The organism is Peribacillus muralis (assembly GCF_001439925.1).
Classification (GTDB): domain Bacteria; phylum Bacillota; class Bacilli; order Bacillales; family DSM-1321; genus Peribacillus; species Peribacillus muralis.
Genome location: NZ_LMBV01000016.1, coordinates 42570 through 63879, shown reverse-complemented (window position 1 = coordinate 63879; position 21310 = coordinate 42570). Strand labels below are relative to the sequence as shown.

16 protein-coding genes are annotated in these 21310 nt (G+C 39.8%); 2 read left to right on the top strand and 14 right to left on the bottom strand.

Annotated features, from left to right (window positions below; translation table 11 throughout):
- Positions 1 to 273: 273 nt before the first annotated feature.
- Complete coding sequence (locus ASU00_RS17370) at positions 274 to 1641, bottom strand: FAD-binding oxidoreductase (protein WP_057914741.1); 1368 nt, start codon at positions 1639 to 1641, stop codon at positions 274 to 276.
- 82 nt (positions 1642 to 1723) lie between these two features.
- The gene (proC, locus tag ASU00_RS17365; protein ID WP_057914740.1) at positions 1724 to 2530 is read right to left on the bottom strand and encodes a pyrroline-5-carboxylate reductase; all 807 of its coding nucleotides are present in this window, start codon (positions 2528 to 2530) and stop codon (positions 1724 to 1726) included.
- 229 nt (positions 2531 to 2759) lie between these two features.
- Between proC and ASU00_RS17360 the strand changes: the two genes are divergently transcribed.
- The gene (locus ASU00_RS17360; protein WP_057914739.1) at positions 2760 to 4325 is read left to right on the top strand and encodes an MDR family MFS transporter; all 1566 of its coding nucleotides are present in this window, start codon (positions 2760 to 2762) and stop codon (positions 4323 to 4325) included.
- A gap of 108 nt (positions 4326 to 4433) precedes the next feature.
- On the top strand, positions 4434 to 5054 hold the full coding sequence (locus ASU00_RS17355) for a DNA-3-methyladenine glycosylase (RefSeq protein ID WP_057914738.1): 621 nt from the start codon (positions 4434 to 4436) through the stop codon (positions 5052 to 5054).
- 80 nt (positions 5055 to 5134) lie between these two features.
- Here the strand turns inward: ASU00_RS17355 and ASU00_RS17350 are convergent, their stop codons facing one another.
- From ASU00_RS17350 to ASU00_RS17300, 12 genes are all read right to left on the bottom strand, one after another.
- The gene (locus tag ASU00_RS17350) at positions 5135 to 6295 is read right to left on the bottom strand and encodes an MGDG synthase family glycosyltransferase (protein ID WP_057914737.1); all 1161 of its coding nucleotides are present in this window, start codon (positions 6293 to 6295) and stop codon (positions 5135 to 5137) included.
- 227 nt (positions 6296 to 6522) lie between these two features.
- Positions 6523 to 7122, bottom strand: coding sequence for a DedA family protein (locus ASU00_RS17345; RefSeq protein WP_057914736.1), 600 nt, complete (start codon positions 7120 to 7122; stop codon positions 6523 to 6525).
- Positions 7123 to 7139: 17 nt separating this feature from the next.
- On the bottom strand, positions 7140 to 7841 hold the full coding sequence (locus tag ASU00_RS17340) for a polysaccharide deacetylase family protein (RefSeq protein WP_236712764.1): 702 nt from the start codon (positions 7839 to 7841) through the stop codon (positions 7140 to 7142).
- Positions 7842 to 8805: 964 nt separating this feature from the next.
- The gene (locus ASU00_RS26845) at positions 8806 to 9402 is read right to left on the bottom strand and encodes an acyltransferase (RefSeq protein ID WP_057914735.1); all 597 of its coding nucleotides are present in this window, start codon (positions 9400 to 9402) and stop codon (positions 8806 to 8808) included.
- A gap of 251 nt (positions 9403 to 9653) precedes the next feature.
- Positions 9654 to 9818 (bottom strand): hypothetical protein, encoded by a 165-nt coding sequence (locus tag ASU00_RS25535; protein ID WP_161809756.1) that lies wholly within the window; start codon positions 9816 to 9818, stop codon positions 9654 to 9656.
- 410 nt (positions 9819 to 10228) lie between these two features.
- Positions 10229 to 11926 carry an alpha-keto acid decarboxylase family protein gene (locus ASU00_RS17330; RefSeq protein WP_057914775.1) on the bottom strand — a complete coding sequence of 566 codons (1698 nt, stop codon included), beginning with the start codon at positions 11924 to 11926 and terminating at the stop codon, positions 10229 to 10231.
- A 340-nt stretch (positions 11927 to 12266) separates the two neighbouring features.
- Positions 12267 to 14168, bottom strand: coding sequence for a sigma 54-interacting transcriptional regulator (locus ASU00_RS17325; RefSeq protein WP_057914734.1), 1902 nt, complete (start codon positions 14166 to 14168; stop codon positions 12267 to 12269).
- A gap of 261 nt (positions 14169 to 14429) precedes the next feature.
- Positions 14430 to 15710, bottom strand: a complete 1281-nt coding sequence (locus ASU00_RS17320; protein WP_057914733.1) for an MFS transporter — start codon at positions 15708 to 15710, stop codon at positions 14430 to 14432.
- A gap of 686 nt (positions 15711 to 16396) precedes the next feature.
- A complete protein-coding gene (locus ASU00_RS17315; RefSeq protein WP_057914732.1) occupies positions 16397 to 17185 on the bottom strand; it encodes an enoyl-CoA hydratase/isomerase family protein in 789 nt (262 codons plus the stop codon).
- A 166-nt stretch (positions 17186 to 17351) separates the two neighbouring features.
- Positions 17352 to 18527 (bottom strand): acyl-CoA dehydrogenase family protein, encoded by a 1176-nt coding sequence (locus ASU00_RS17310; protein ID WP_057914731.1) that lies wholly within the window; start codon positions 18525 to 18527, stop codon positions 17352 to 17354.
- A 230-nt stretch (positions 18528 to 18757) separates the two neighbouring features.
- Positions 18758 to 20377: a long-chain-fatty-acid--CoA ligase gene (locus ASU00_RS17305; RefSeq protein ID WP_057914730.1), complete on the bottom strand. Its 1620-nt coding sequence runs from the start codon at positions 20375 to 20377 to the stop codon at positions 18758 to 18760.
- A 16-nt stretch (positions 20378 to 20393) separates the two neighbouring features.
- Positions 20394 to 21197: an enoyl-CoA hydratase gene (locus ASU00_RS17300; protein ID WP_057914729.1), complete on the bottom strand. Its 804-nt coding sequence runs from the start codon at positions 21195 to 21197 to the stop codon at positions 20394 to 20396.
- Positions 21198 to 21310 lie beyond the last annotated feature (113 nt).

Sequence of the window (21310 nt, the reverse complement as noted above, 5' to 3'; positions counted from 1 at the left end):
GGAGGTCGAATTAACGGCTCAATCGGTTGATTTATCCTGATTCAGATCAAATTATCTGCTCTATCGGTCGATTTAACTTGATTCAGATCAAATCATCTGCTCTATCGGTCGATTTAACCTGATTCAGGCCGAATTATCTGCTCTATCGGTCGATTTATTCCGATGTTGGGACGAATTAGCAGCTCAAACAGGCGGATTCTTTCATCCATCAGGCGTTTTTGGCTTGCCGTTGGGGCAAGTCTGGCTTTCACTATCTAACATCATGGAATTCTGTTAATCCACGAAAATTTTGCCTGGATTCATAATTCCTTTCGGGTCCAATGCATATTTGATCGTTTTCATCACTTCGTAGGCGGCTCCGTGCTCCCTTTTCTGATACTTCGATTTTCCAAGTCCAACACCATGCTCACCCGTGCAAGTACCGCCTTTCGATAAGGCATATTCAACGATTTCTTCATTTAACCGTTTCGCCTCATTCACTTCCTCAAGATTTTTTAGGTCGATCATGAACAGTACATGATAGTTCCCATCTCCTACATGTCCTACAATCGCCCCCTCCACTTTCGATTGTTCAACCTTCTTCCTTGTTTCCAATATGGCGTCGGATAATTCATGGAGAGGCACACTTACATCCGTTACCATCAGCTTCTTGCCCGGAGCACTATGAATGAAGGCATACGCGAGATTGTGGCGGGCCTCCCACAATGCATTCCGTGCTTTAGAATCCATTTCAAACTGGATATCGCTACAATCAAAATCCCTTACGATTTCCTTGGCGAATTGGACATCCTGTTCCAAACCGGCAAAGTTTCCGTGAAATTCAAGGAATAAGGTTGGTCTGACGTCATAGGATTTGTCCATGTATTGATTAACTTTTTTTATCGATTCGGCATCAACCAATTCGATTCGTGCAATCGGAATTCCCGCAAGCATGATACCGTTAACCGCAGATACTGCCTGTTCTACAGTTGGAAAGGTTGCTCGTCCTGCCATGGTGACTTCAGGGATTCCATATACCTTTAATGTCAGCTCGGTAAAGACTCCGAGCGTACCTTCAGAGCCCACAAACAAGCCATTCAAATGAATGCCTGAAGACGATTTCATCGCTAAGCTGCCCGTGTGGATCACTTGTCCATTTGCTAAAACGACTTCCAAATCTCTGACTTGATCGCGCATGATCCCATATTTGACTGAAGTCGTCCCACTTGCATTCGTCGCTGCCATCCCACCCAATGTCGCATCGGCGCCGGGGTCGACGGAAAAGAACAAACCGTATTTTTTCAATTCTTTATTAAGGTGTGTTCTCCTCACGCCTGGCTGCACCTTCACGAGGAAATCATTTTCCCTGATTTCCAATACTTGATTCATCAAGGACAAATCAAGGGAAATCCCCCCTTTCACCGGAACGACATGTCCCTCCAAGCTTGATCCTAACCCAAATGGAATCACAGGTATATCATGGTCATTCGCATAACCCATCACTGCACTAACTTCTGCCGTATTTTTTGGATAAATGACCATGTCAGGTAAATGCGGAGTGTGATACGATTCATCATGACTATGCTGTTCCAATAAAGTTTCATTGACCGTTACTTGTTCTTTCGTCAGTATTTTCCTTAAGTCCTCTATATAATTTTTCATCGAGCATCCCCACCCTTTCTTACGGAACATTCAGAAAATATAAAAAAAAGGAGATTGCCCACTTATAGGCAATCGCTACTTCTTATTGGCCAATTCCTTTTGTTTTATTCGTGCAGGCCTTCATCGCTTGTAATATGCCAGATCTAAGCTGAGCCTCTTCCAAAGCAGCTACCGCAGCTATCGTTGATCCACCTGGAGTACAGACATCATCCTTTAATGCGGCTGGATGTCTTTCCGTTTCAAGTACCATTTTAGCAGCTCCCAATACAGCTTGTGCTGCCATTCGGTATGCTTGTTTTCTTGGAATGCCGTCACGAACCCCTCCATCAGCAAGCGCTTCGATGAACATATACACATATGCAGGTGACGAGCCGCTAATGGCTGGTACTGCATCCATCATACCTTCATTGATGATTTCCGTTTTTCCGAAGCTGTTCAGTATTGTCTCCACAGCTGCTATATCAACATCCGTGATTTCATCGTTCATGCTTATGGCTGTCATGCCCTCACCCACAAGTGCAGGAGTATTTGGCATCGTCCTTACGACCTTCACTTTCCTGTCGAAGCTGTTTTCGATAAACGCTATATCAATTCCTGCTGCCATCGTGATGATCACTGTGTTTTCCTTCACATGATCCTTCACCTCTTCAAGCACCTGTTTATGCATGGCAGGTTGAATCCCTAGAAAGAGATAATCGGCAAAACCGGCAACTTCTTTATTATCAATGGTACCTTTAACCTTATATTTGGTGGTGATCTTCGTTTTGGTTTCTAAGCTTGCTGTACTTATCATGATTCCATCGGGCGATATGATCTCAGCAAGCAACATGCCCTCGAGCATGGCCTCTCCCATTTTACCGCATCCAATAAATCCGATTCTTTTACTCATTTGTTACACTTCCAATCCATAATCAACTGTATTCCTTCTTATTATATCGGATTTGCCATATGGAAACACGCCGGAGCTATTAAATTAGGAGGATTTAACGGGTTCTAGCCGAATTACTAAGCTGAGATGGAGGGAATTTTTAAAAAAATATTGACTAATTGGTCAGTTCAGCTATATAATCTTGACCTACTGGTCACAAGGAATACAGTACGAGGAATGGGGAAATGGTATGCAAATGGAGAAAAAAGCAGTCAATACCAGGCTTGTCTTGACAGGGTTGATCATTGGAATGTTTTTTAGTTCATTGGAACAGACGATAGTCGGGACGGCCATGCCGACGATTATCGGGGAATTGGATGGTTTCACCATATTCGCTTGGGTAACGACTGCCTATTTGATCGCTTCAACGACTGTTGTACCGATTGTTGGAAAGCTTTCTGATTTATATGGCAGGCGTTCGCTCTATTTGCTTGGTACGATCATTTTTACGATTGGTTCATTCTTATGTGCCACTGCCACTTCCATGGAGCAATTGATCATTTACAGGGGGCTGCAAGGAATCGGCGGCGGGATGATCATGCCCTTATCCCAGACGATTATCGGCGATATCTTCTCAAGCGAACAAAGAGCCAAATGGCAGGGCGTATTCGGTGGCCTTTTTGGTTTAAGTTCTGTCATTGGACCTTTTCTGGGCGGGTTGATCGTAGACCATATCAGTTGGCATTGGATTTTTCTCATCAATGTGCCAACAGGGTTATTATCCGCCATCCTGATTTATGTTGGGTTGAAGCATGAGTCAATTAGAAAAACGGATAAAGTGAATATTGATTATCTTGGCATATTGACCTTGATACCCGGTATTGTCCTGTTATTATTGGGCTTGACATTCGGTGGTGATAAATTCGAATGGGTATCACTTAAATCTCTCTTGATTTTCGGTTTTACCGTTATCTTCATTGCTCTATTCATCATTTTTGAAAGAAAAGCAGTCGAACCGATTCTTGATTTATCCCTTTTTAAAAATCGGGTTTTTGCCACCACCAATATTTTGGGGTTCTTGCTGGGCCTCGGTATGTTCGGGGCGATCATGTTCGTTCCACTTTTCATGCAAGGAGTGCTTGGCGTTTCACCTACAAAAGCAGGATCGACCATGACCCCGATGATGGTCGGTTTAATTCTTTCCAGTATCGTAGGCGGAAGGCTGCTATTGAAATTCCGTTTTCGCACAGTTCTTACCTTTGGAATGGCCTTTGCGACGCTCGGCTTTTTCTTAATGAGTACGATGAACGGCAGTACGACCATTTTCACTGCCTATTCCTTCATGGCCGTTCTTGGAATTGGAATGGGCCTCGTCATGCCGACATTGATGATCGCCGTTCAAAATGAATTTCCTAAATCACAGCTTGGCTCGGTCACAGCGGCCTCCACCTTCTTCCGATCAATAGGCGGAACGATGGGCATCACGATTCTGAACGCAGTCATGAATCATAATCTTCAGCAAAATATGGATGATGCAGCAGTTAACGAAAAGAGCCCACTATTGCACGAGGCACTGACGGCACTAGCGGATAAAACGGATAAGTTATTCAACATCATGCTTTATCCCGAGAATCTTAAAGTACCGGCAGAAGTCAGCACCGTCCTGATAAAAACGATTGAAAATGCCTGGATAGATGCCTTTTCCAGTGTTTTCGTCACAGGTATCTTTTTTGTTGCAGCGGGCATATTAGTCGCACTTTCAGTAGGCTCCGGCAGAATCAAAAAAGATCAAGAAACGGAAAAAGAATTAAGTTGAACAATAAACAAGGCTGGCTGAATCATTCAGCCGGCCTTGTTTATCATTATATGTTTCTTTTTAAAAGTTAAGGGAAATTTACCTGTAAACGATAAAAGGAGTGATAATATGACCGGGAAAACGAACCATTCAATCTTACCAGTCGATTTTTATGAACAACCCACGCTTGAGCTGGCAAAATCCCTCCTCGGGTGCCTGCTTGTAAAAGAGTCTGCTTCTGGAACCGCTTCTGGATTCATCGTAGAGACCGAAGCATATATAGGTCCTCTTGACAGGGCCGCCCATAGTTTTGGAAATAGAAGGACAAAACGTACGGAAGTGATGTTCGGTAAGTCCGGATTGATTTATACCTATGTCATGCACACTCATACACTGGTCAATGTCGTAAGCGGCGGGGTTGAGAATCCGGAAGCCATTCTAATCCGGGCTGTTGAACCTTATTCAGGGCTTAAGTTAATGCAAGAAAGGCGAGGCATTGCCGACATTCGCAAATGGACTGACGGACCTGGGAAGCTCACAAAAGCACTTGGCATAACCATGGAGGATTATGGCCGTTCCTTTACGTCTCCCCCGCTTTATCTTGCTGCCGGAAAGCAGCCTGAACACATTTCCAGCGGCCCCCGCATCGGAATTGATAACGCTGGGGAGGCCAAGGATTATTCGTGGCGTTTTTGGGTGACCGGAAGTCCGTTCATATCACGCCGCAAGAAACTCATTAATAAGGGGTGATTGGAAAGGAGGCAAAATCCCCTCCCTCCAATCATTATTGATTCACACGAGCTTTAAGGCAATGAAGCTCGTCCAATCCCTTAAATGACTTTAGTTTGACTGGATATATACGGAAGCTTGCTGTCTTCTTCAAGATTAAGGATCAACTTCATCACTTCCACCATACCCTCAGGCTTATCGAGCTCGATTTCCTTATGATAGGACTCAATTGAGGTCGTCCATTTCTCCATTATTTCCTTGTTCTTCAACGTTTCCTTCATTTGTTGTTCAAATGGCCTTTTCTGATTAAGCTCGAATACAAGCTTTTGTTCTTTTAAATACTTTAAATTAATCTCTTCCTGGCCTGGAAGCATGGAATGAACGAATATCGGCAGCTTTTTTCGTAATGCTTCGCTTATGGTGACACCACCTGGCTTTGTAACGATTGCATCAACATCTTCATAAAGTTTGTTCATTTCAACTCTTGATGAGATATAAGACAAAGGCTTGATATGAGCCAAATTCCATGAATCGATTTCATCATACAGTTTGTTATTATTGCCACAAAGCACGAAGTAATCGAACTCGGTTAACCTCTTTAACTGAGCAGCTACATTCAAGATCCCGCCTAGACCGCTATTGCCTCCGGATATTAAAATTCTAGGTCGATCCGATGTTTTTGGTTCACTGGCGATTTTAGTAATGTCCTCATGGACGGGGATACCGGTGACCATCATCTTTTGTTTTGGTATTTGACGCATGCTCATTAACTTTTCCTTTACTTCTTGGCTAGGGAGAAAATGGGCATCTATCCCTTGTGTCCCCCACACATTATTAATGAAGTAGTCCGTATATACGTTAATGATCGGGATGTTGCATTTCCCTTTTATCTTTAACTGGCTCAAAAGATACGAAGGGAAACCATGGGTGCACACAATTAAATCCGGTTTTTCCTCAGCTATCAATTGTTCCATTTTTCTCAAGAATATAGTCTGATACCATTTGAATGCCCATTCTGTAGATGAAGGAACATAAAAAAGGTTTTTATAGGCGAGATTATACGTTTCTGGTGCATACCTGATCCATTTTAAATAACCGGTTGTCACCATTTTTTCTAAAGAATTATTTGTATAGCTTATCAAATCGACTTTTTTAAAAGCGATACCGTTTGAATGCTTCTTCAACATATCCATTAATGCCTCAGCAACTTGATGATGTCCTGACTGCATTCGAAAGAGAGGTAAAAACAAAATCTTTTTCATACGTGTCATCTCCTAAGAAATCATACTTTGAATACCATATTTCATATAGTTCAAACACTAGCAGGTTCACGAACTGACCATGCTACAATAAATCATCAATCTTCGTTGTAATCTTTCTTGTTGATCGAGAATTCCACTGATGGTTCAAAGTATTATAAGTCTCCAATGAAAAAACTTATTTTCCAATAGGAGATCAAAGCTAAAGGTTTATGGAAAAGAAGTGACTCTCAATTATTGGACTTTTGTTTCTTTCTTTTAATATATTTGAATGCGCCATATATTACAAAAATAATTAAGAAAAAGACACCTAAATATGGAACATATTCAGGGTTTATATTAAATGCACTTCCTAAATAATATCCAGCCACTATAAAGGGGCCAATCCAGAGCGTCGTCCCCAATAAAGACAGCAGGAAAAAATCACGAAAGGGCGTACTGGATATACCTGCAAAATAAGGACTGATTTGCCTCATACCCGGTATATAAAATCCAAAAACGATCGTCTTTTGGATGTTTTCCATATAATTTCTTTTTGCTTTTTCCCATCGTTCATTTGTAATCCCGACGTACTTGCCATATTTATTTATGAATGGATACCCAACATATTTCCCACAAACGTAAGCTACAAGCATCCCAAGAAAAGCACCCAGAAAAGCAGCTAAGACCGATAGTGGGAAGGAGAGCTTATCTTGGGCGATCAACACTCCAATCAAAAAAAGAAGTGATTCCTCTGGAGCAGGAATTCCAACGATACCAAGGAACAAAAAAAGAAAAATGATCAGGTACCCATATATATTAATGAAATGTAAAATCGTATCGATATTCATGGTACCCCCAGAATTTGTTATATGTCTCTTAAAGTAACAAACTTCGTTCCCTTTTCTTTACTTTCACGCAAATAGATTTTCAAGCTTTCCATCATATGCAACGGTGCTTCCTTATCCGCTCCCAAGGTTTCACCACAGTCATGCAGGAGTATGATTTCACCTTCCGTGGAAGTGTTCCGTAATTGCTCAAGCAGATTATTTTTACAATTATCCACTTTCCAATCACCGAAGATGGCCGACCACATGATCACCCTATAGTTCTTGCTGAGAAACGGGGTGAATATATTGAAATGGCCCCATGGAGGACGATAAAAAATGACCTTTTCCTTCGTACATTCCGTTATTGCCTTTTCGGTCATATCCAGCTGCTTCTTTAATTGAAATGGTGAAAGGATCCAACTTGAAACATGATGAAAATGATGGATTCCAATAACGTGCCCATCTTCATGCATTCGTTGAATGATTTCTGGATTCTTCTTCACCTTACTGCCCACCACAAAAAATGAAGCCTTTACTTCATACTTTTTTAAAAGATCAAGCAATCTTGTTGTATATTCGGAATTGGGTCCATCATCAAAAGTTAGAGCAATCCCACTATTCTTCTTGATATTTTTGGTTATGCCCAAGCCGGATCCACGAATAAGTACCGTAGGGACTATCGTATATAATAGAAATAGAGCCAATAAAATCAAGAAACCAACCATCCATATATCCAGCACGTTAAAAACCCTCCATGTTCATTTCCTGACTTGAATTTAGTTTTTAATAAACTGCCACCATTTCAATATAAAGGGATTGCATTGGAATATCAAATAAACAATGAATAGGTTTACTATTACATAAGGAAACTGCCCATCATTTAGGATCATTAATGGAATATTTGTGATTTCCCAACAGGAATTCGTTCAATTGGCTGCTGCACCATCTCTTGCTGCCTACATAGTTCCAGTGGTTTCAGTTGATAAAGCATTATATGAGGTAGCTACAGCCAATATCTATTATTGAGGGATTTTTAGAGAGTAGTGATGGGCGTATTGGTCTTGTATTAGCCCAACGGTAGCGGTAAAACATATTATGTATTCGCTAGAGCCTAACGCAAATGGACCGCGGTTCACATTCGTTAATAACGAGGACTCAGCTCAACTCTTAAAGCAACGTATGTAAGTAGAAAAAGTTCTGACACGGTATATAATGGGGTGAGAAAAACGACTCTATCGATTTGATGCCGGCTTTAATTCAGAAGATTATAGCTTTGGAGGAATGTGTTCAGGTAATGCAGCTTTACGAATAGGTGTTAATCAGATGAACTTCCTTTCAAGCTCTTTAAAAGAACCTTTTTCTGATACTTCATTAGAACTAGGATAGGGCATACTTATGCCCCTTACGACGTAACCACAGCTTACACCTGCTATTTCCGTTGTCACAAAACTACATTTGATTTATCAATATCCCAAAAAGAAATTGAAGCGTTTCATTTTTGAAACAGGTCAACTTGACCTTTTCAATTTCCACAGTGATGTTAACTTTGGATATAGAATTCGAGCTAGTTAGATTAAACATGGATACGCATTCCTTGGTCTCCACGGTGACTTAAAGTTTGAATATCCATGATGCTTAGTCAAAAAATTGCTAGATATTTGCTGATGAAGAAAATGAAATCTTATAACAAAATTTCATTAATTCTCACATAGTAATATTTATCTTTCCCGTTTCATTTTCTTCTTCCAGTAGGTTCTTCATCACTTTTGCTGGATTACCTGCCACAACTGAGAATGGCGGCATGCTTTTAGTGACGACCGATCCGGCTCCAACTACGCAGCTCTCCCCAATTTCCACTCCAGGTAAAATGATGACCCTCGCTCCAATCCAACAATTATCTCTGATAATTACCGGCTGGATTGGCCTGTAGTCGTAAAATTTTCCCTCTTCCTTGTGGAATAACTTGTTTCTTGTATAGACCATGCAATCAGGTGCCAATTTAGAATTTTTGCCTATAACTGCTTCTACACCTACCAAGCAATTAATTCCAACAGTGCATCCGTCCTTCAATACAACCCTTTCTTGAAGATTAGCCCCTCTATCGACGATAATTCCATTACCGAATTCTTCAACAATCTGTCTTGCTACAAAATTTCTAAAGGTCCTTCCCAATACTTTTCCGAAAGGATGATCATATTGAGGTAATATACCGCCTATATTTCTTAATAGCATTTTATTAAGTTTAATCCAATATTTTTTCAAAAAACCATATCCCATGTATCCTTTTTCACTTTTAGTCATCGTACACTCCATTTTATGAATTTGCCCTGATATTTCATATAAAAAATAATAAAGAGCATGGGCATTATTTGTCTTAAAGACTCTTAATGCCTATTAATTGAATATTCAAATAACAATAAATACCCTTTAACTGCAGAAGTTCCCACTTAATGCACTAAGACTTTCACTAGTACATCCAAGTTATAGAAGATAATCGTGGCAATAATAAACAAACCAGTTACAGATATATTATAAGATCGTACTACTTTTCCTCATACCTCGTGCATTAACCTTTTCATCTCCATAATCGCATAATTCAGCTGTTTACTAACACGTAGTCCTTCCAAGCTTGATAATTCATTACGCTCAGCTATTTCATACTTCTTTTTCCTATTATGATCAATGGTTTGCTGAATGTACCAGGCTTTTCTTAACAACAACATCATCACCTTCCTGTTTTGGTAGATGTCTTTCCTGCATTTCCAATTGCCTTCTATGAACTTTTTCTTCAATAAGATTTATGAACAGCTGATTATTGTCGTGTTAATGATAAATGTTTGCGCATTCTTATTCCCCCTTATCTACATAAGCAACCCTATCCTTATTCATCATACTCCAAATTTAAAAAATCTCAGTTTCTATTTTGAAATGCCATGTACCATTTGTGGCAGATAGAAAGCGAATCTTCCTCTATTATTCATAGAGAGCATTTACATTCAACGACAAGAAATTAGAGCCATCTCCAGTTGAAATTTGAAGTAATACCTGACCTCTGCTTGAGCTATCATTTTCACAAAAAAAAGGACTGTCTCATAAGTCCTCAGCTTTTGAGACAGTCCTTTTGGTATTACTGTTGTATCTCTTTCTTTTCAAGATATTTCCTCATTTTTTTTAGATATTCCGGTCCGTCCATTTGATCATTCACGATCAGTTCGATCAAGCACAGTTTCTCGCCGTCCAGATCCTGAGCATTCGTGATGGCCTCATCAAGTTCACCATTCGACTCAACTCTTGCTGTGAATGCCTCCCCTCCAAACACTTCTGCCAGTTTTGTATAATTCCACGCTGGTATCTCATTGTATTTCTGTTTTTCAATATCGACCTTGACGTTCAAGAATTTTTCGATCGTATAGCCGTCATTGTTGAGGATGAAAATAATTGGTTTACAGCCCTTTTCCAGCATCGAGCTTATTTCCTGTGCAGTAAGCTGTAACGAGCCGTCACCGGTAAACAAAAGAACACGCCGGTTTTTATCCGCTATACAAGCGCCGAAAGCTGCGGGCGTCGCATAACCAATGCTCTGCCAGCCTCCCTGAGTTATATAGGTTACCCCTTTTGGCAATCTGACCTGTGACATGCCATAAGAGAATGTCCCCGTTTCGGTGACCACTATGTCATCTTCCTTTAGCATTTGCTGAATTCGAGGATAGTAGGAAGCCGCCTTCAGAGGAGCGGATGGATCATCAGCACTTGTTTCATAGGGAAACGTTATGGTTGCAACGGGTTTATCCAGCTTGAAGCCGATGTCCTTGAGTGCATCCAGGATATCCTCCGCCTTGACGTTCATATAACTGGCCGCTCCCACTTTTACAGAGTCAGGTTGAACTTCCACCATTTTCAGCGGATCCAGCTTTGCTGTCTCTTTAGAGGTATTTGTGTCAGACCAAACCGCACCAACGGCAATGATAATATCCGCTTCTTCGACCGTCTTGGTCACCTCCTGGTTTCCGAACGCTCCGCCGTAAACGCCGATATACTGGGGATGACTCTCATCGAAACCGCTTTTCCCCTGCATTAACGAAGCGACTGGAACGTTCAACGTCTCAGCAAGCCGTTGAACGGGTTCACCAAGGTCATAACGAAGTGACTTCACGTCGACAAGCAGAACCGCTTTGCTCACATGTTCCAACATACCCTTTATGTGCTTCACTGCTGACTGCAACGCATCGACATTCGTTTTGACCTCATTCTCCAAGGGTTCACTTTGTGAAAGCAATGGCTTTGTAACGAGATCGATAGCCACTACCAAATAAACAGGCTTTTTCTTTTCTTTCGCCAATCTAATTGCAGCCGGTATCTCCCTTGCTGCGTTTTCAGGTGTAAGAATCGCCGTATAACAGGTTATATGCTCATAAACCTTGCGAAAAACATCAAAATCTCCATCCATTAACGTATGATGGGCAATTGCCTTCTCATACTGCATCATCGACTTTGGCGAGCCGACAATATGAATGAGGGGCACATTTTCACTGTACGCACCCGCGATTGCATTACATGCGCTCATTTCACCGACACCAAAGGTCGTGATCAGTGCCGACATGCCCTTAACCCTGGCATAGGCGTCCGCTGCGTACCCAGCATTAAGTTCATTTCTTCCATTAATGAATTCAATCCCCTCATATTCCTCCAAAGTATCTAGCAAAGAGAAATTATAGTCTCCAGGCACACCAAAAATCTCTGTAATCCCTTCTTCTCTTAAGCAATCGTATAAATATTGTCCCAAAGTCCTGTTTTCAGCCAATTGAATCACTCCTCCGATATTCATCTTTACTATATTTATACCCAAACGGAGGTAGGTTAATCGTATAAATATAGCACCATCACCTCACTATATGGCGGAGCTTTTTAACATAATCTATAGGAGCAAGATAGATCCACCGTGCATCATTACTCATAAAGTGTCACTAGTTCTTAAAGTACAAGCGAATTAATACTTTTATGATCATCAAGATAGATGAATGGTTAATAGCAATCTTTTATCTATAAGTATCCTTTTGGGTATCTGCGCTTTTACAGAGTAAAAAAGCACAATTTCAAAACATTAAAACTGAGAAATTTGACCTTTTTAATATTGGTATTCTTTAACGTTGTAGTTTTTCCTGACGCTACCCCTCCTTTAGCTTCGTCCACAATGTCGTCCTACTGATGCCAAGGAATTTCGCCAACTTTATTCGATCATATCCGGACGTCATGTCTAGTTTCCTAATAATTTGGTTTTCCATTTCTGCCAAAGTACCTTTTTCCACCGTAATGAACTTCTCCCCTATATGTTGCCTATCCATCATTAGCTCATGTAAAAGGTTAGTAACAACATCCTCCGGATTATTAACACTTTGAGTTAGCACAACACATCTTTGTACGAAGTTTTTTAATTCCCGTACATTTCCGGGCCAATGATATTGTTGGAGAACATGCAGCCAGGATTCCGGTAAATTGGATTTCAGACCATGAGTTTTGTCGATTTCCTCTAAAAATCGTTCCGCCAAAAGTGGAATATCCTCGAATCGCTCCCCTAACGATGGAAGACGGAGTGTAAGAACATTAAGACGGTAGTAGAGGTCTTCACGGAATTGGCCCTTCTCTATTGACTGCAGTAGATTTCGATTGGTGGCAGCGATAATCCGTACATCTACGGGAATCACTTTATCACCCCCTACACGCATTACCTCTCGATCCTGCAACACGCGCAACAGCCGGGCTTGCAGGACCACGCTCATTTCCCCAATTTCATCCAGGAAAATGGTCCCTCTATGAGCAAGCTCAAAATGACCTAACTTCCCTCCCTTGCGAGCGCCGGTGAAGGCTCCCTCTTCATAACCAAACAATTCGCTTTCTAAAAGGCTTTCAGGAAGGGCTGCGCAGTTTATTGCGATAAATGGGCCCTTTTCTCTGCCACTCGCTTGATGTATTGAATGAGCGAATAATTCCTTACCTGTTCCACTCTCACCTGTAAGCAACACCGTAAAATCCGTTTTTGCAAACTGAATACCTCGATCCACCACTTTCTGAAATGCTGAATTATTACCAATGAGATCGTTGAACTTATATCGGGCAACGAGTCCCTTAGCATGAATATTTTTACGGATTTTTCCTTCTAGAGTCTGAATATGACTAGCTGTCTGAAAGCTTACTACCATGTTTCCTTTACCTAAAAGGCGACGATTAACCACAATATTGATGCCGGCTAAACTCATTAATTCGCCCTCTAGTTCACTATCTTCCTTTAGCAAGGGTCCTAATACAGGGTGATTCTCCAATTCTTTACGTTTTAGACCTATGATATCTTTAGCATTTATGTTCAACAATTTTTCCGCAGCTGGATTAAAAATGATGATGGAGGAGTCGGAATTAATTGAGATTACACCATCTGTAGATAGTTTCAAAATGGTATCGCTCCGTCTTATAGTCTCCTGTTTTCTTCTAGCCTTAACCTGTTCGCTTTGATTGATCCTTAACAAACTTTTCGTTTGCTTGAGGGTCTCTCGAAGTGTTTCACGCTCTATTTCTACAATTATACCTCTCATTCCCAAATGCTGAGCCAACTCAATAATTCTTCCAAAAGACACAACAGTGTTATAACCTTGCCGCTTAGCTTGGAGAGTTTGCCGTATCCAGCCAAATCGATTCGTATAAAAAAAAGGAGTAATCTCTATGTTGGCAACACGGGCGAAGTGTTGAAGATCATCCGCCTTTTTATCATCCCTAGGATAAATGACAGCCACTTGGCCACCGAATTTCCGAGCTTTATAAAAAGCTTCTAGTAGATCATAATTAGAAATTTCCATACTGATGCATGGTAACGAAACCGACCTTTGGACGTACTCGTAGGTTAGGCTTCGCACAATAATAGCATCTACAGACTTCTCACGCTCCCATCGGATGGCAATTTCTGCTCCTTCGTTTAATGTGCCATGCTCAATAACTACATCTGTCAATCCCAGTTCTTCCGTAACCTCCTGAGCAACTGAGGTAAATGCAGGGTAAGTCGAAATGATTCCAATGCGCATATTTTATCACCAATCTAAATAATATTTTTCTCTGAGTCTAAGCTTCAACCAATTATCTGAATATTAATCCTCTATAAAACTATTGTATATTAGTCGGTTATTGTTTCTCAATATTCTGTAAAAATAACAACTAATTACTTCTTGATATATATAATACTGTTTGGCGGTGCCCAGGTCTGCTACTACACGCTTAGCTAATTAAACAGAAAACGCTTTCATTAAAGGGGGAATTTTGTTGTCTTTATCTCAATAAACCAATTTTTAATTAGCCACATGGTCGTCGTTATCCGGTAAATCATACTGCTTCGTAACTTCAATTTTTTGTGACGGTTTAACGAAAATACCAAAAAGTATACTAAAAAGTAAAACAAGAGCAACCATGACCAGAATAGAATAATTATGACCTACCACTTTATTGGCTCCTGCTAAACTTACAATATAGCCGATAAAAATCGGTACGATAATACCTGCGATATTGCCTGTTGATGTTAAAATACTCGTCATCAAACTGCCTCGTTCGCGCATTTCATTAATCATAATAGTTGGTCCAATTGGTAAAATGGCAAAAGTTAGACCCTTCCCTAGAGACAGTGCAACAATTATCCAGATTGGATTTTGGAAAACAGTGACTGATGCATAAAATAGCGCGCCCAAGATCATTGATAATGAGACCACATATACTCTTGATATACGCCAATTTTGATTTTTATTAAATAAATAATCAGAAAGCAGAGAAACGCCCATATAAATAAGTATTGCAGAAATTCCAATTACCGCAATACTATATCCCATTTGAGCAGAAGGCATTTTTACGGCTTCGATTAAATAAATCGGAAGCCAAAGGGCATTCCATACGATAAAAATATAGGCTGAAAAATAGGCAAGTGTCGTAAATAATGCAGTAGGTAATGCTAGAAGCAAAAGAAAATCTTTTATCTTTATTTTCTCAAGTTTTTCTTTTTTCTTCTTTTCTACTTTTTTATGAACTTCAACCGGGCTTTCCTTTGTAAAGAATTGAAATAAGAAAAACCAAACTAGGCTCGCAACACCAAGACTGGCAAAGGAGACTTTCCATCCAAAAATGGTAATTAAGGAAACGAGGACAGGCGCAATAACCATTGCACCTATTGTATTTCCACTAACTATTATAGAGTTAACAAGACCTCTTTGTTTTGGAGGAAACCATCTGTCCGCATGACTGTATGCTATTGGACTGTATGGTCCTTCAAATGCTCCTAGTAAAACTCTGTAGATTATTAAAAGCGGCAAAGAAGTGATAGCTAAAACTCCAAATTGCAAAACAGTCCATATGATCATAATATATCCGAGGACCTTTTTAACCCCAAACCTATCAGCCCATGCAGCCCCTACTATACCTGTTACTGGATAAAGCCAGTAGTAACTACTTCCGACGAGCCCCCACTCCGTATAGGAAAGATTAAATTCTTTCATGATTGGCACAGCTGCAAGTCCGACGATGGATTTATCCGCAAAGTTAATAATTGCTCCAAAGAATAAAAGTAATAGAACGAACCAACGCATAGGAATCCCTCTTTTCAATATTTCTCATTTTCTTTTTGCGTAAAAAATGTTCTTGTAATTTTCCCATCCAATATATTTATGGGTAAATTCGCTACATTATCCTTACTCTCATAGATTACCACCTCTTTTCAGAACACCATCAACATATTGATGTTTGAATTTACTAATTCACCTTCAAATTCATTCTATTTTTTGGCTTACTATCTTTTAGCACCCATCATTCCTATATAATATGCAAGAGCCGTGCCAAAAAAAAACTGCTGAATAATGAACAAATAATGATTATGAATCTACATTTTGTTCATTATTTGAACAAATTTTTGTTTAATAATTAAACTGCATGTATTCCCTTAATTGTCATTCTATTTATGCCAATTTACTGAATGTAAAATTACGATGCACAAAAAAGCCTTTCGTATCATTGCGAAAGACTTTTTTATATGCTCTTTTCGTAAAGATTGTTTTTTAAAACGAAACGATTTAAGGTTGATTGGAGCAGTTTGCGAGAGTCCCATGGGACAGGTAAGACCCCACAGGCGTTCTCCGAGGAGACTCACCGCCCGCTCTCTGTAAAGCTGAGCAGTGGAGGGTAGATCACCACACCGCCTTTCAAAAGCAACAAAGTATGTGAAAACAGCTTTTTATATGAATACCTTGTTATAGTTTACACTCGTTAAAGAATATTGTTATAACGTTAAATAATTTGCTTCTCGTTTTTCTAGAAACGCGGAAATACCTTCTTTCCCCTCTAAACTACTTACTCTGGCAGCAAGCATTTCAGACTCCTTACTCATTTGTGACTCAAGCGTTTCCTGGAGAGAATGATAAAATAATTTTTTAGTTGCTCCAAATGCATTCATTGGTCCATTTGCTAGTATTTCGGCTAAATCAAGGACAACAGATAATAGTTTGTCTTCAGGAACTACATGATTGACGATTCCCCATTGATTTGCCTCTTTCCCGTTTAATTGTCGATTGCTATACATTAACTCTAACGCCCTTTTCATCCCCACAAGACGAGGTAAAAAATAACTTCCAGATCCATCAGGGGTTAATCCTATTCGATTATAAGCCATTACGAACTTTGCATTCTCTGAAGCATATACAAGATCACCAACACAAGCAAGGCTCATCCCTGCACCAGCAGCTACTCCATTAACAGCAACAATTAGTGGTTTGTTCATCCTCGCAAAACAGGAGATTGCCTGATGTAAATAAGCAGTAACAGCTTTTAAATGAGAGCTAATTTCATCACCCTCTTGAGCAAAACTTTTTAAGTCTCCCCCAACTGAGAATTTATTCCCAGCTCCAGTAATTACAACCGCTCGAATTTTATTATTCTCTGAACAAACAATAGCTACGTCCATTAATTCCTGTGCCATTTGCAAATTAAGCGCATTCCCTACTTCCGGACGATTCAGGGTAATCATTCCAACATGTTTTTCAATTGATAAGAGTACACAGTTACGTTCCATTAATATTTTCCCCTCTAATATGTTATGAATTTTACATAGAATGAATGTCTACCAGAAACGAGGATTGATATGATAAAAAACCAAATATCCCCAGTCGTTTCATACTCTAGACAAGTATAGAAACATACAAATGAATAGATAATGTTCTATACTCAGAATCTATTTATTAAACGAATTGCCCTACTTTGACGTTACCTTTTAGCAGGTTTCTAGAGATGATCATTCGTTGAATTTCATCTGTGCCATCATAAATTCTCCACAATCTCGCTTCTCGATACCAGCGTTCAATTGGCAATTCGCGTGTATATCCCATACCGCCATGAATTTGTAGAACACGATCCACAACACGATTTCCCATATTTGCTCCATACAACTTAGCCATTGCAGCCAGATGTCTATTGTCCTCGCCATGATCCAGTGTGAAGGTTGCATTCAAAACAAGCCATTTTGCCGCTTCTATTTCAACAGCCGAATCTGCTATTTGCCATTGAATGGCCTGTCTGTCCGCAATGGGCTGACCAAAAGTCTTGCGCTCTTTTGAATAATCTATTGCCATTTGAAGCAAACGCTCAGCCATTCCTACTGCCTTCGCTCCAACACTCCACCTTTGTGCGCCAATCCACTCCAAGCCAAGTTCATAACCGCGGTTGATTTCACCTAATATGTTATCTTCAGGTACCCGAACATTATCAAAAACTAACCCTGCTGGACCCCACTCTCCCATCGTATCAATATACTCTGACTTCCATCCCATTACACGGTCGACTATGAAGCATGTGACTCCGTCCCTGCCTGTTGCCCGATGTGCCTCTTTATCTGTTATCGCAATAACCATAACGAAATCAGCTTCATTACCTCCAGTAATGAATGATTTCTCTCCATTCAATACCCATTCGTTTCCCTCCTTTACAGCAGTCATTTTGATATTTCTCGTATCTGATCCTGCATCCGGCTCGGTGATAGCAAAACATGATTTTTTATCGCCATTAATAGCTGGAATTAAATATTTTATTTTCTGTTCCTCATTTGCGTAATAAAGAATATTATCGGCTGAACCACCAAACTTAAACGGCACAAACGTTTTTGCCACTTCCATTCTTACGATCGCCATCATCATATTCCCCATATTCGCTCCACCATATTCTTCCGGTGTATCAATCCCCCAGAATCCAAAATCTCTTGCTTTTAATTGAAGTTCTTTTAAATTTTCTGGTGAAATACCTGGTTTGCCTTCTCTCTCATTTTTTAATACATCATTTTCAAATGGAATCAATTCGTTTTTAACAAATTTAGAAATTGTTTCCTTTATCATTTTTTGTTCATCCGTCAAGCGTAGGTACATCTTCTCCACTCCCAGTTCATCTTTTATCGAAATAAACTCTGTTTATATATTCATTTCTTCATCCATGGCACATTCACTTCCATGACCTCATTTAACGAGCTAGTTCTTAACAGTTCCACTGTAGCCCGAATTCTGGTTGACTTTACAGCCATTTCTACATTTTCCGAATAGTAATCTTTTAAATAACAGAAAAATATTTATTTTCAGTTATTTAAAACTATATTTATATCCTAGATGATACTTGTCTCCTCTTGCTCAATCTCTTTATTTTCTTTTTTTATAAGATTCCTCTTTAATATTTTTCCAACCGTGTTCCTCGGAAGCTTCTGTATTATTTCAAACCTTTTCGGAACTTTATACCTAGTTAATTTAGAATAGCAATATTCTTTAACGTCATCCGTGTTTATGTTAGCTCCGTCTTTCGGAACGAGGAATGCTTTTATCTCTTCTCCAAACTCTGAAGAAGGAATGCCTACGACAGCTGCTTCTTTTATGTCTGGATATTCGTACAAAATTTCTTCTATTTCCTTTGGATAAATATTGAAACCACTCACAATAATCATTTCTTTCTTTCGTCCCACAATATAGAAATAACCCTCGTCATCCATCATTGCGAGATCACCTGTGTGCAACCAGCCAGTACGCAGCGTAAGTTTTGTTTCTGCTTCGTTGTTAAAGTATCCCTTCATGACCTGAGGTCCTTTTACCAAGAGTTCTCCCACCTCATTAACTGCCAGTTCATTATACTGGTCATCAATAATCTTGCATTCAGTTCCGGGGAAAGGAATTCCAATGCTTCCTATTTTCCCTTTATTATGCGGATTCCGGTGTGTAGAAGGAGACGCTTCTGAAATCCCAAACCCCTCTAAAATACCAATGCCAGTCAACTCTCTAAATCGACTAATAATTTCCACAGGAAGGGGAGCAGACGCACTGGTACAAATCTTTAAGGAGTCTAATCCATATTTTTCAATCTCAGGATACTTCACAAAATCATTATAAATTTTAGGAACACCGCCAAAGAAAGTCGGTCGATATTTTTTTATATTCTCAAGAACATTTTGCAACTCGAATTTTGAAAACAATAAAATCGTCGCACCAAGGTAAATGCCTGTATTCATGGAAGCGGTCATGGCTTGAACATGATAAAGGGGTCCTGTCAGCAAAATGATTTCTTCTCCAGGAACCATTGAATCCCCATACATTGCAATACCTTGCATAACATTTGAAGTTAAGTTGTAATGCGTAAGCATGGCTCCTTTAATTTCGCCAGTTGTACCACCAGTGTATTGAATCAAAGCTAGATCTTCTTTAGGGTTAATTTGGACGGTATAATCTAGTCCTTTATTCATTTCGATCATTTCATGAATCGATTTAGTACCTTCCGTTCTCTTTTCAAGTGACATACGAACTTTGAACTGATATTCAGCTTGTGCCTCTCCAACTGTTTTAGAAGCCTCTTGACTGAAAACAAGATATTGTAGCTGAGTATCTTTTAATATTTGCAGCAATTCTCTTAGTGTATACAACGGATTCACTTGAACGACTGTAAGCCCAAGAGCGTGTGCGGCATAATAGCCTATAATAAAATAAGGATGATTGGCCATCATAAGACCAATCTTTTCTCCTTTTTTAAAGCCCATTTCTTTCCATGCACCAGCAAGATTGTCTACCTGTTTTTTTAAAGTTTGATAATCTGTCAGCTTGTCTTCAAAAATAATTGCGTTGTGATCCGGAAAACGTTCAGCCGTATTTTTCAGTAATGAATATACCGATACTTCAGACAGACACAAATTCTTCATCTTTTCATCATACCACTGCAACCAAGGTTTATTCGTACTATCCTGCACTGGCGATACCTCCATATCACTTCTGATTCAATGCTTTACTTCGTTGTATAACCTTTTCTAAACCTGTCTTATTTAGAAGTTTTGATTCTTCGGTGAAGTGGCTTAATAAATGTGTGTCAAAATGAGCATCAAGAGAATTACGTAGCCCTTGGATATCAAGAGTTCGGTTTAGCGATTTTTTTACTAATTTTAATGCAAAGGGTTGTGCTTCAGAAATACGCTGGGCCAAAGCAAGCGTCTCTTCTTCTAATCGTTCCTTCGTCACGACTTTGTTAACCATCCCACTGGCCAAAGCATCCTGTGCTGTCAATCTTTCACCTGTAAATAATAACTCCTTAGCTTTTCTAGCACCGAGCACCCAAGGATGGATCATCACCTCTATACCTGTAACAGCCATCGAATGCACGACAGGATCGGCGAAAAAAGCGTCCTCTGAAGCAATCATTAAATCACACATATTCGCTACCATAAATCCACCAGCAATACACGCCCCTTGAACTTGAGCGATCGTTGGTTTAGGTAAGTTCCAGATTTTCATGCAATAATCAAAGTAATATTCTTCTTCATACATCCAGCGGTCTTCCAATGTAAAGGAACCCCGTTCAGCTTGTCCTTCCTTTAAGTCGTGACCGGCAGAAAAATGGTCTCCCTTCCCTGCCAAGATTACGACACGAATCGATTCATCCTTCCCAGCTCGTACAATTGCATCATCTAGCTCTTTTAGTAACTGTTTATTCTCAGCATTTCTATACTTCGGTCTATTATGTGAAATTCTTGCAATTGGTCCTATTTGTTCGAACAATATATTTTCATATGTCATTTTATTTCCTCCCCTACCAATACCAGTTATTTATCAATTTAAGCCACTTTCATTTTGATTTTGCTAGAAATGATTTTGCATCTAGCAAAAAAGTTCGTTGCATAAAATTATTT

Bases quoted from the DNA above. Each gene is read 5' to 3' on its own strand.
- ASU00_RS17370 (WP_057914741.1), bottom strand. From the start codon at position 1,641: ATGAAAAATTATATAGAGGACTTAAGGAAAATACTGACGAAAGAACAA.
- proC (WP_057914740.1), bottom strand. From the start codon at position 2,530: ATGAGTAAAAGAATCGGATTTATTGGATGCGGTAAAATGGGAGAGGCC.
- ASU00_RS17360 (WP_057914739.1), top strand. From the start codon at position 2,760: ATGCAAATGGAGAAAAAAGCAGTCAATACCAGGCTTGTCTTGACAGGG.
- ASU00_RS17355 (WP_057914738.1), top strand. From the start codon at position 4,434: ATGACCGGGAAAACGAACCATTCAATCTTACCAGTCGATTTTTATGAA.
- ASU00_RS17350 (WP_057914737.1), bottom strand. From the start codon at position 6,295: ATGAAAAAGATTTTGTTTTTACCTCTCTTTCGAATGCAGTCAGGACAT.
- ASU00_RS17345 (WP_057914736.1), bottom strand. From the start codon at position 7,122: ATGAATATCGATACGATTTTACATTTCATTAATATATATGGGTACCTG.
- ASU00_RS26845 (WP_057914735.1), bottom strand. From the start codon at position 9,402: ATGACTAAAAGTGAAAAAGGATACATGGGATATGGTTTTTTGAAAAAA.
- ASU00_RS17330 (WP_057914775.1), bottom strand. From the start codon at position 11,926: ATGAATATCGGAGGAGTGATTCAATTGGCTGAAAACAGGACTTTGGGA.
- ASU00_RS17325 (WP_057914734.1), bottom strand. From the start codon at position 14,168: ATGCGCATTGGAATCATTTCGACTTACCCTGCATTTACCTCAGTTGCT.
- ASU00_RS17320 (WP_057914733.1), bottom strand. From the start codon at position 15,710: ATGCGTTGGTTCGTTCTATTACTTTTATTCTTTGGAGCAATTATTAAC.
- ASU00_RS17315 (WP_057914732.1), bottom strand. From the start codon at position 17,185: ATGGAACGTAACTGTGTACTCTTATCAATTGAAAAACATGTTGGAATG.
- ASU00_RS17310 (WP_057914731.1), bottom strand. From the start codon at position 18,527: ATGTACCTACGCTTGACGGATGAACAAAAAATGATAAAGGAAACAATT.
- ASU00_RS17300 (WP_057914729.1), bottom strand. From the start codon at position 21,197: ATGACATATGAAAATATATTGTTCGAACAAATAGGACCAATTGCAAGA.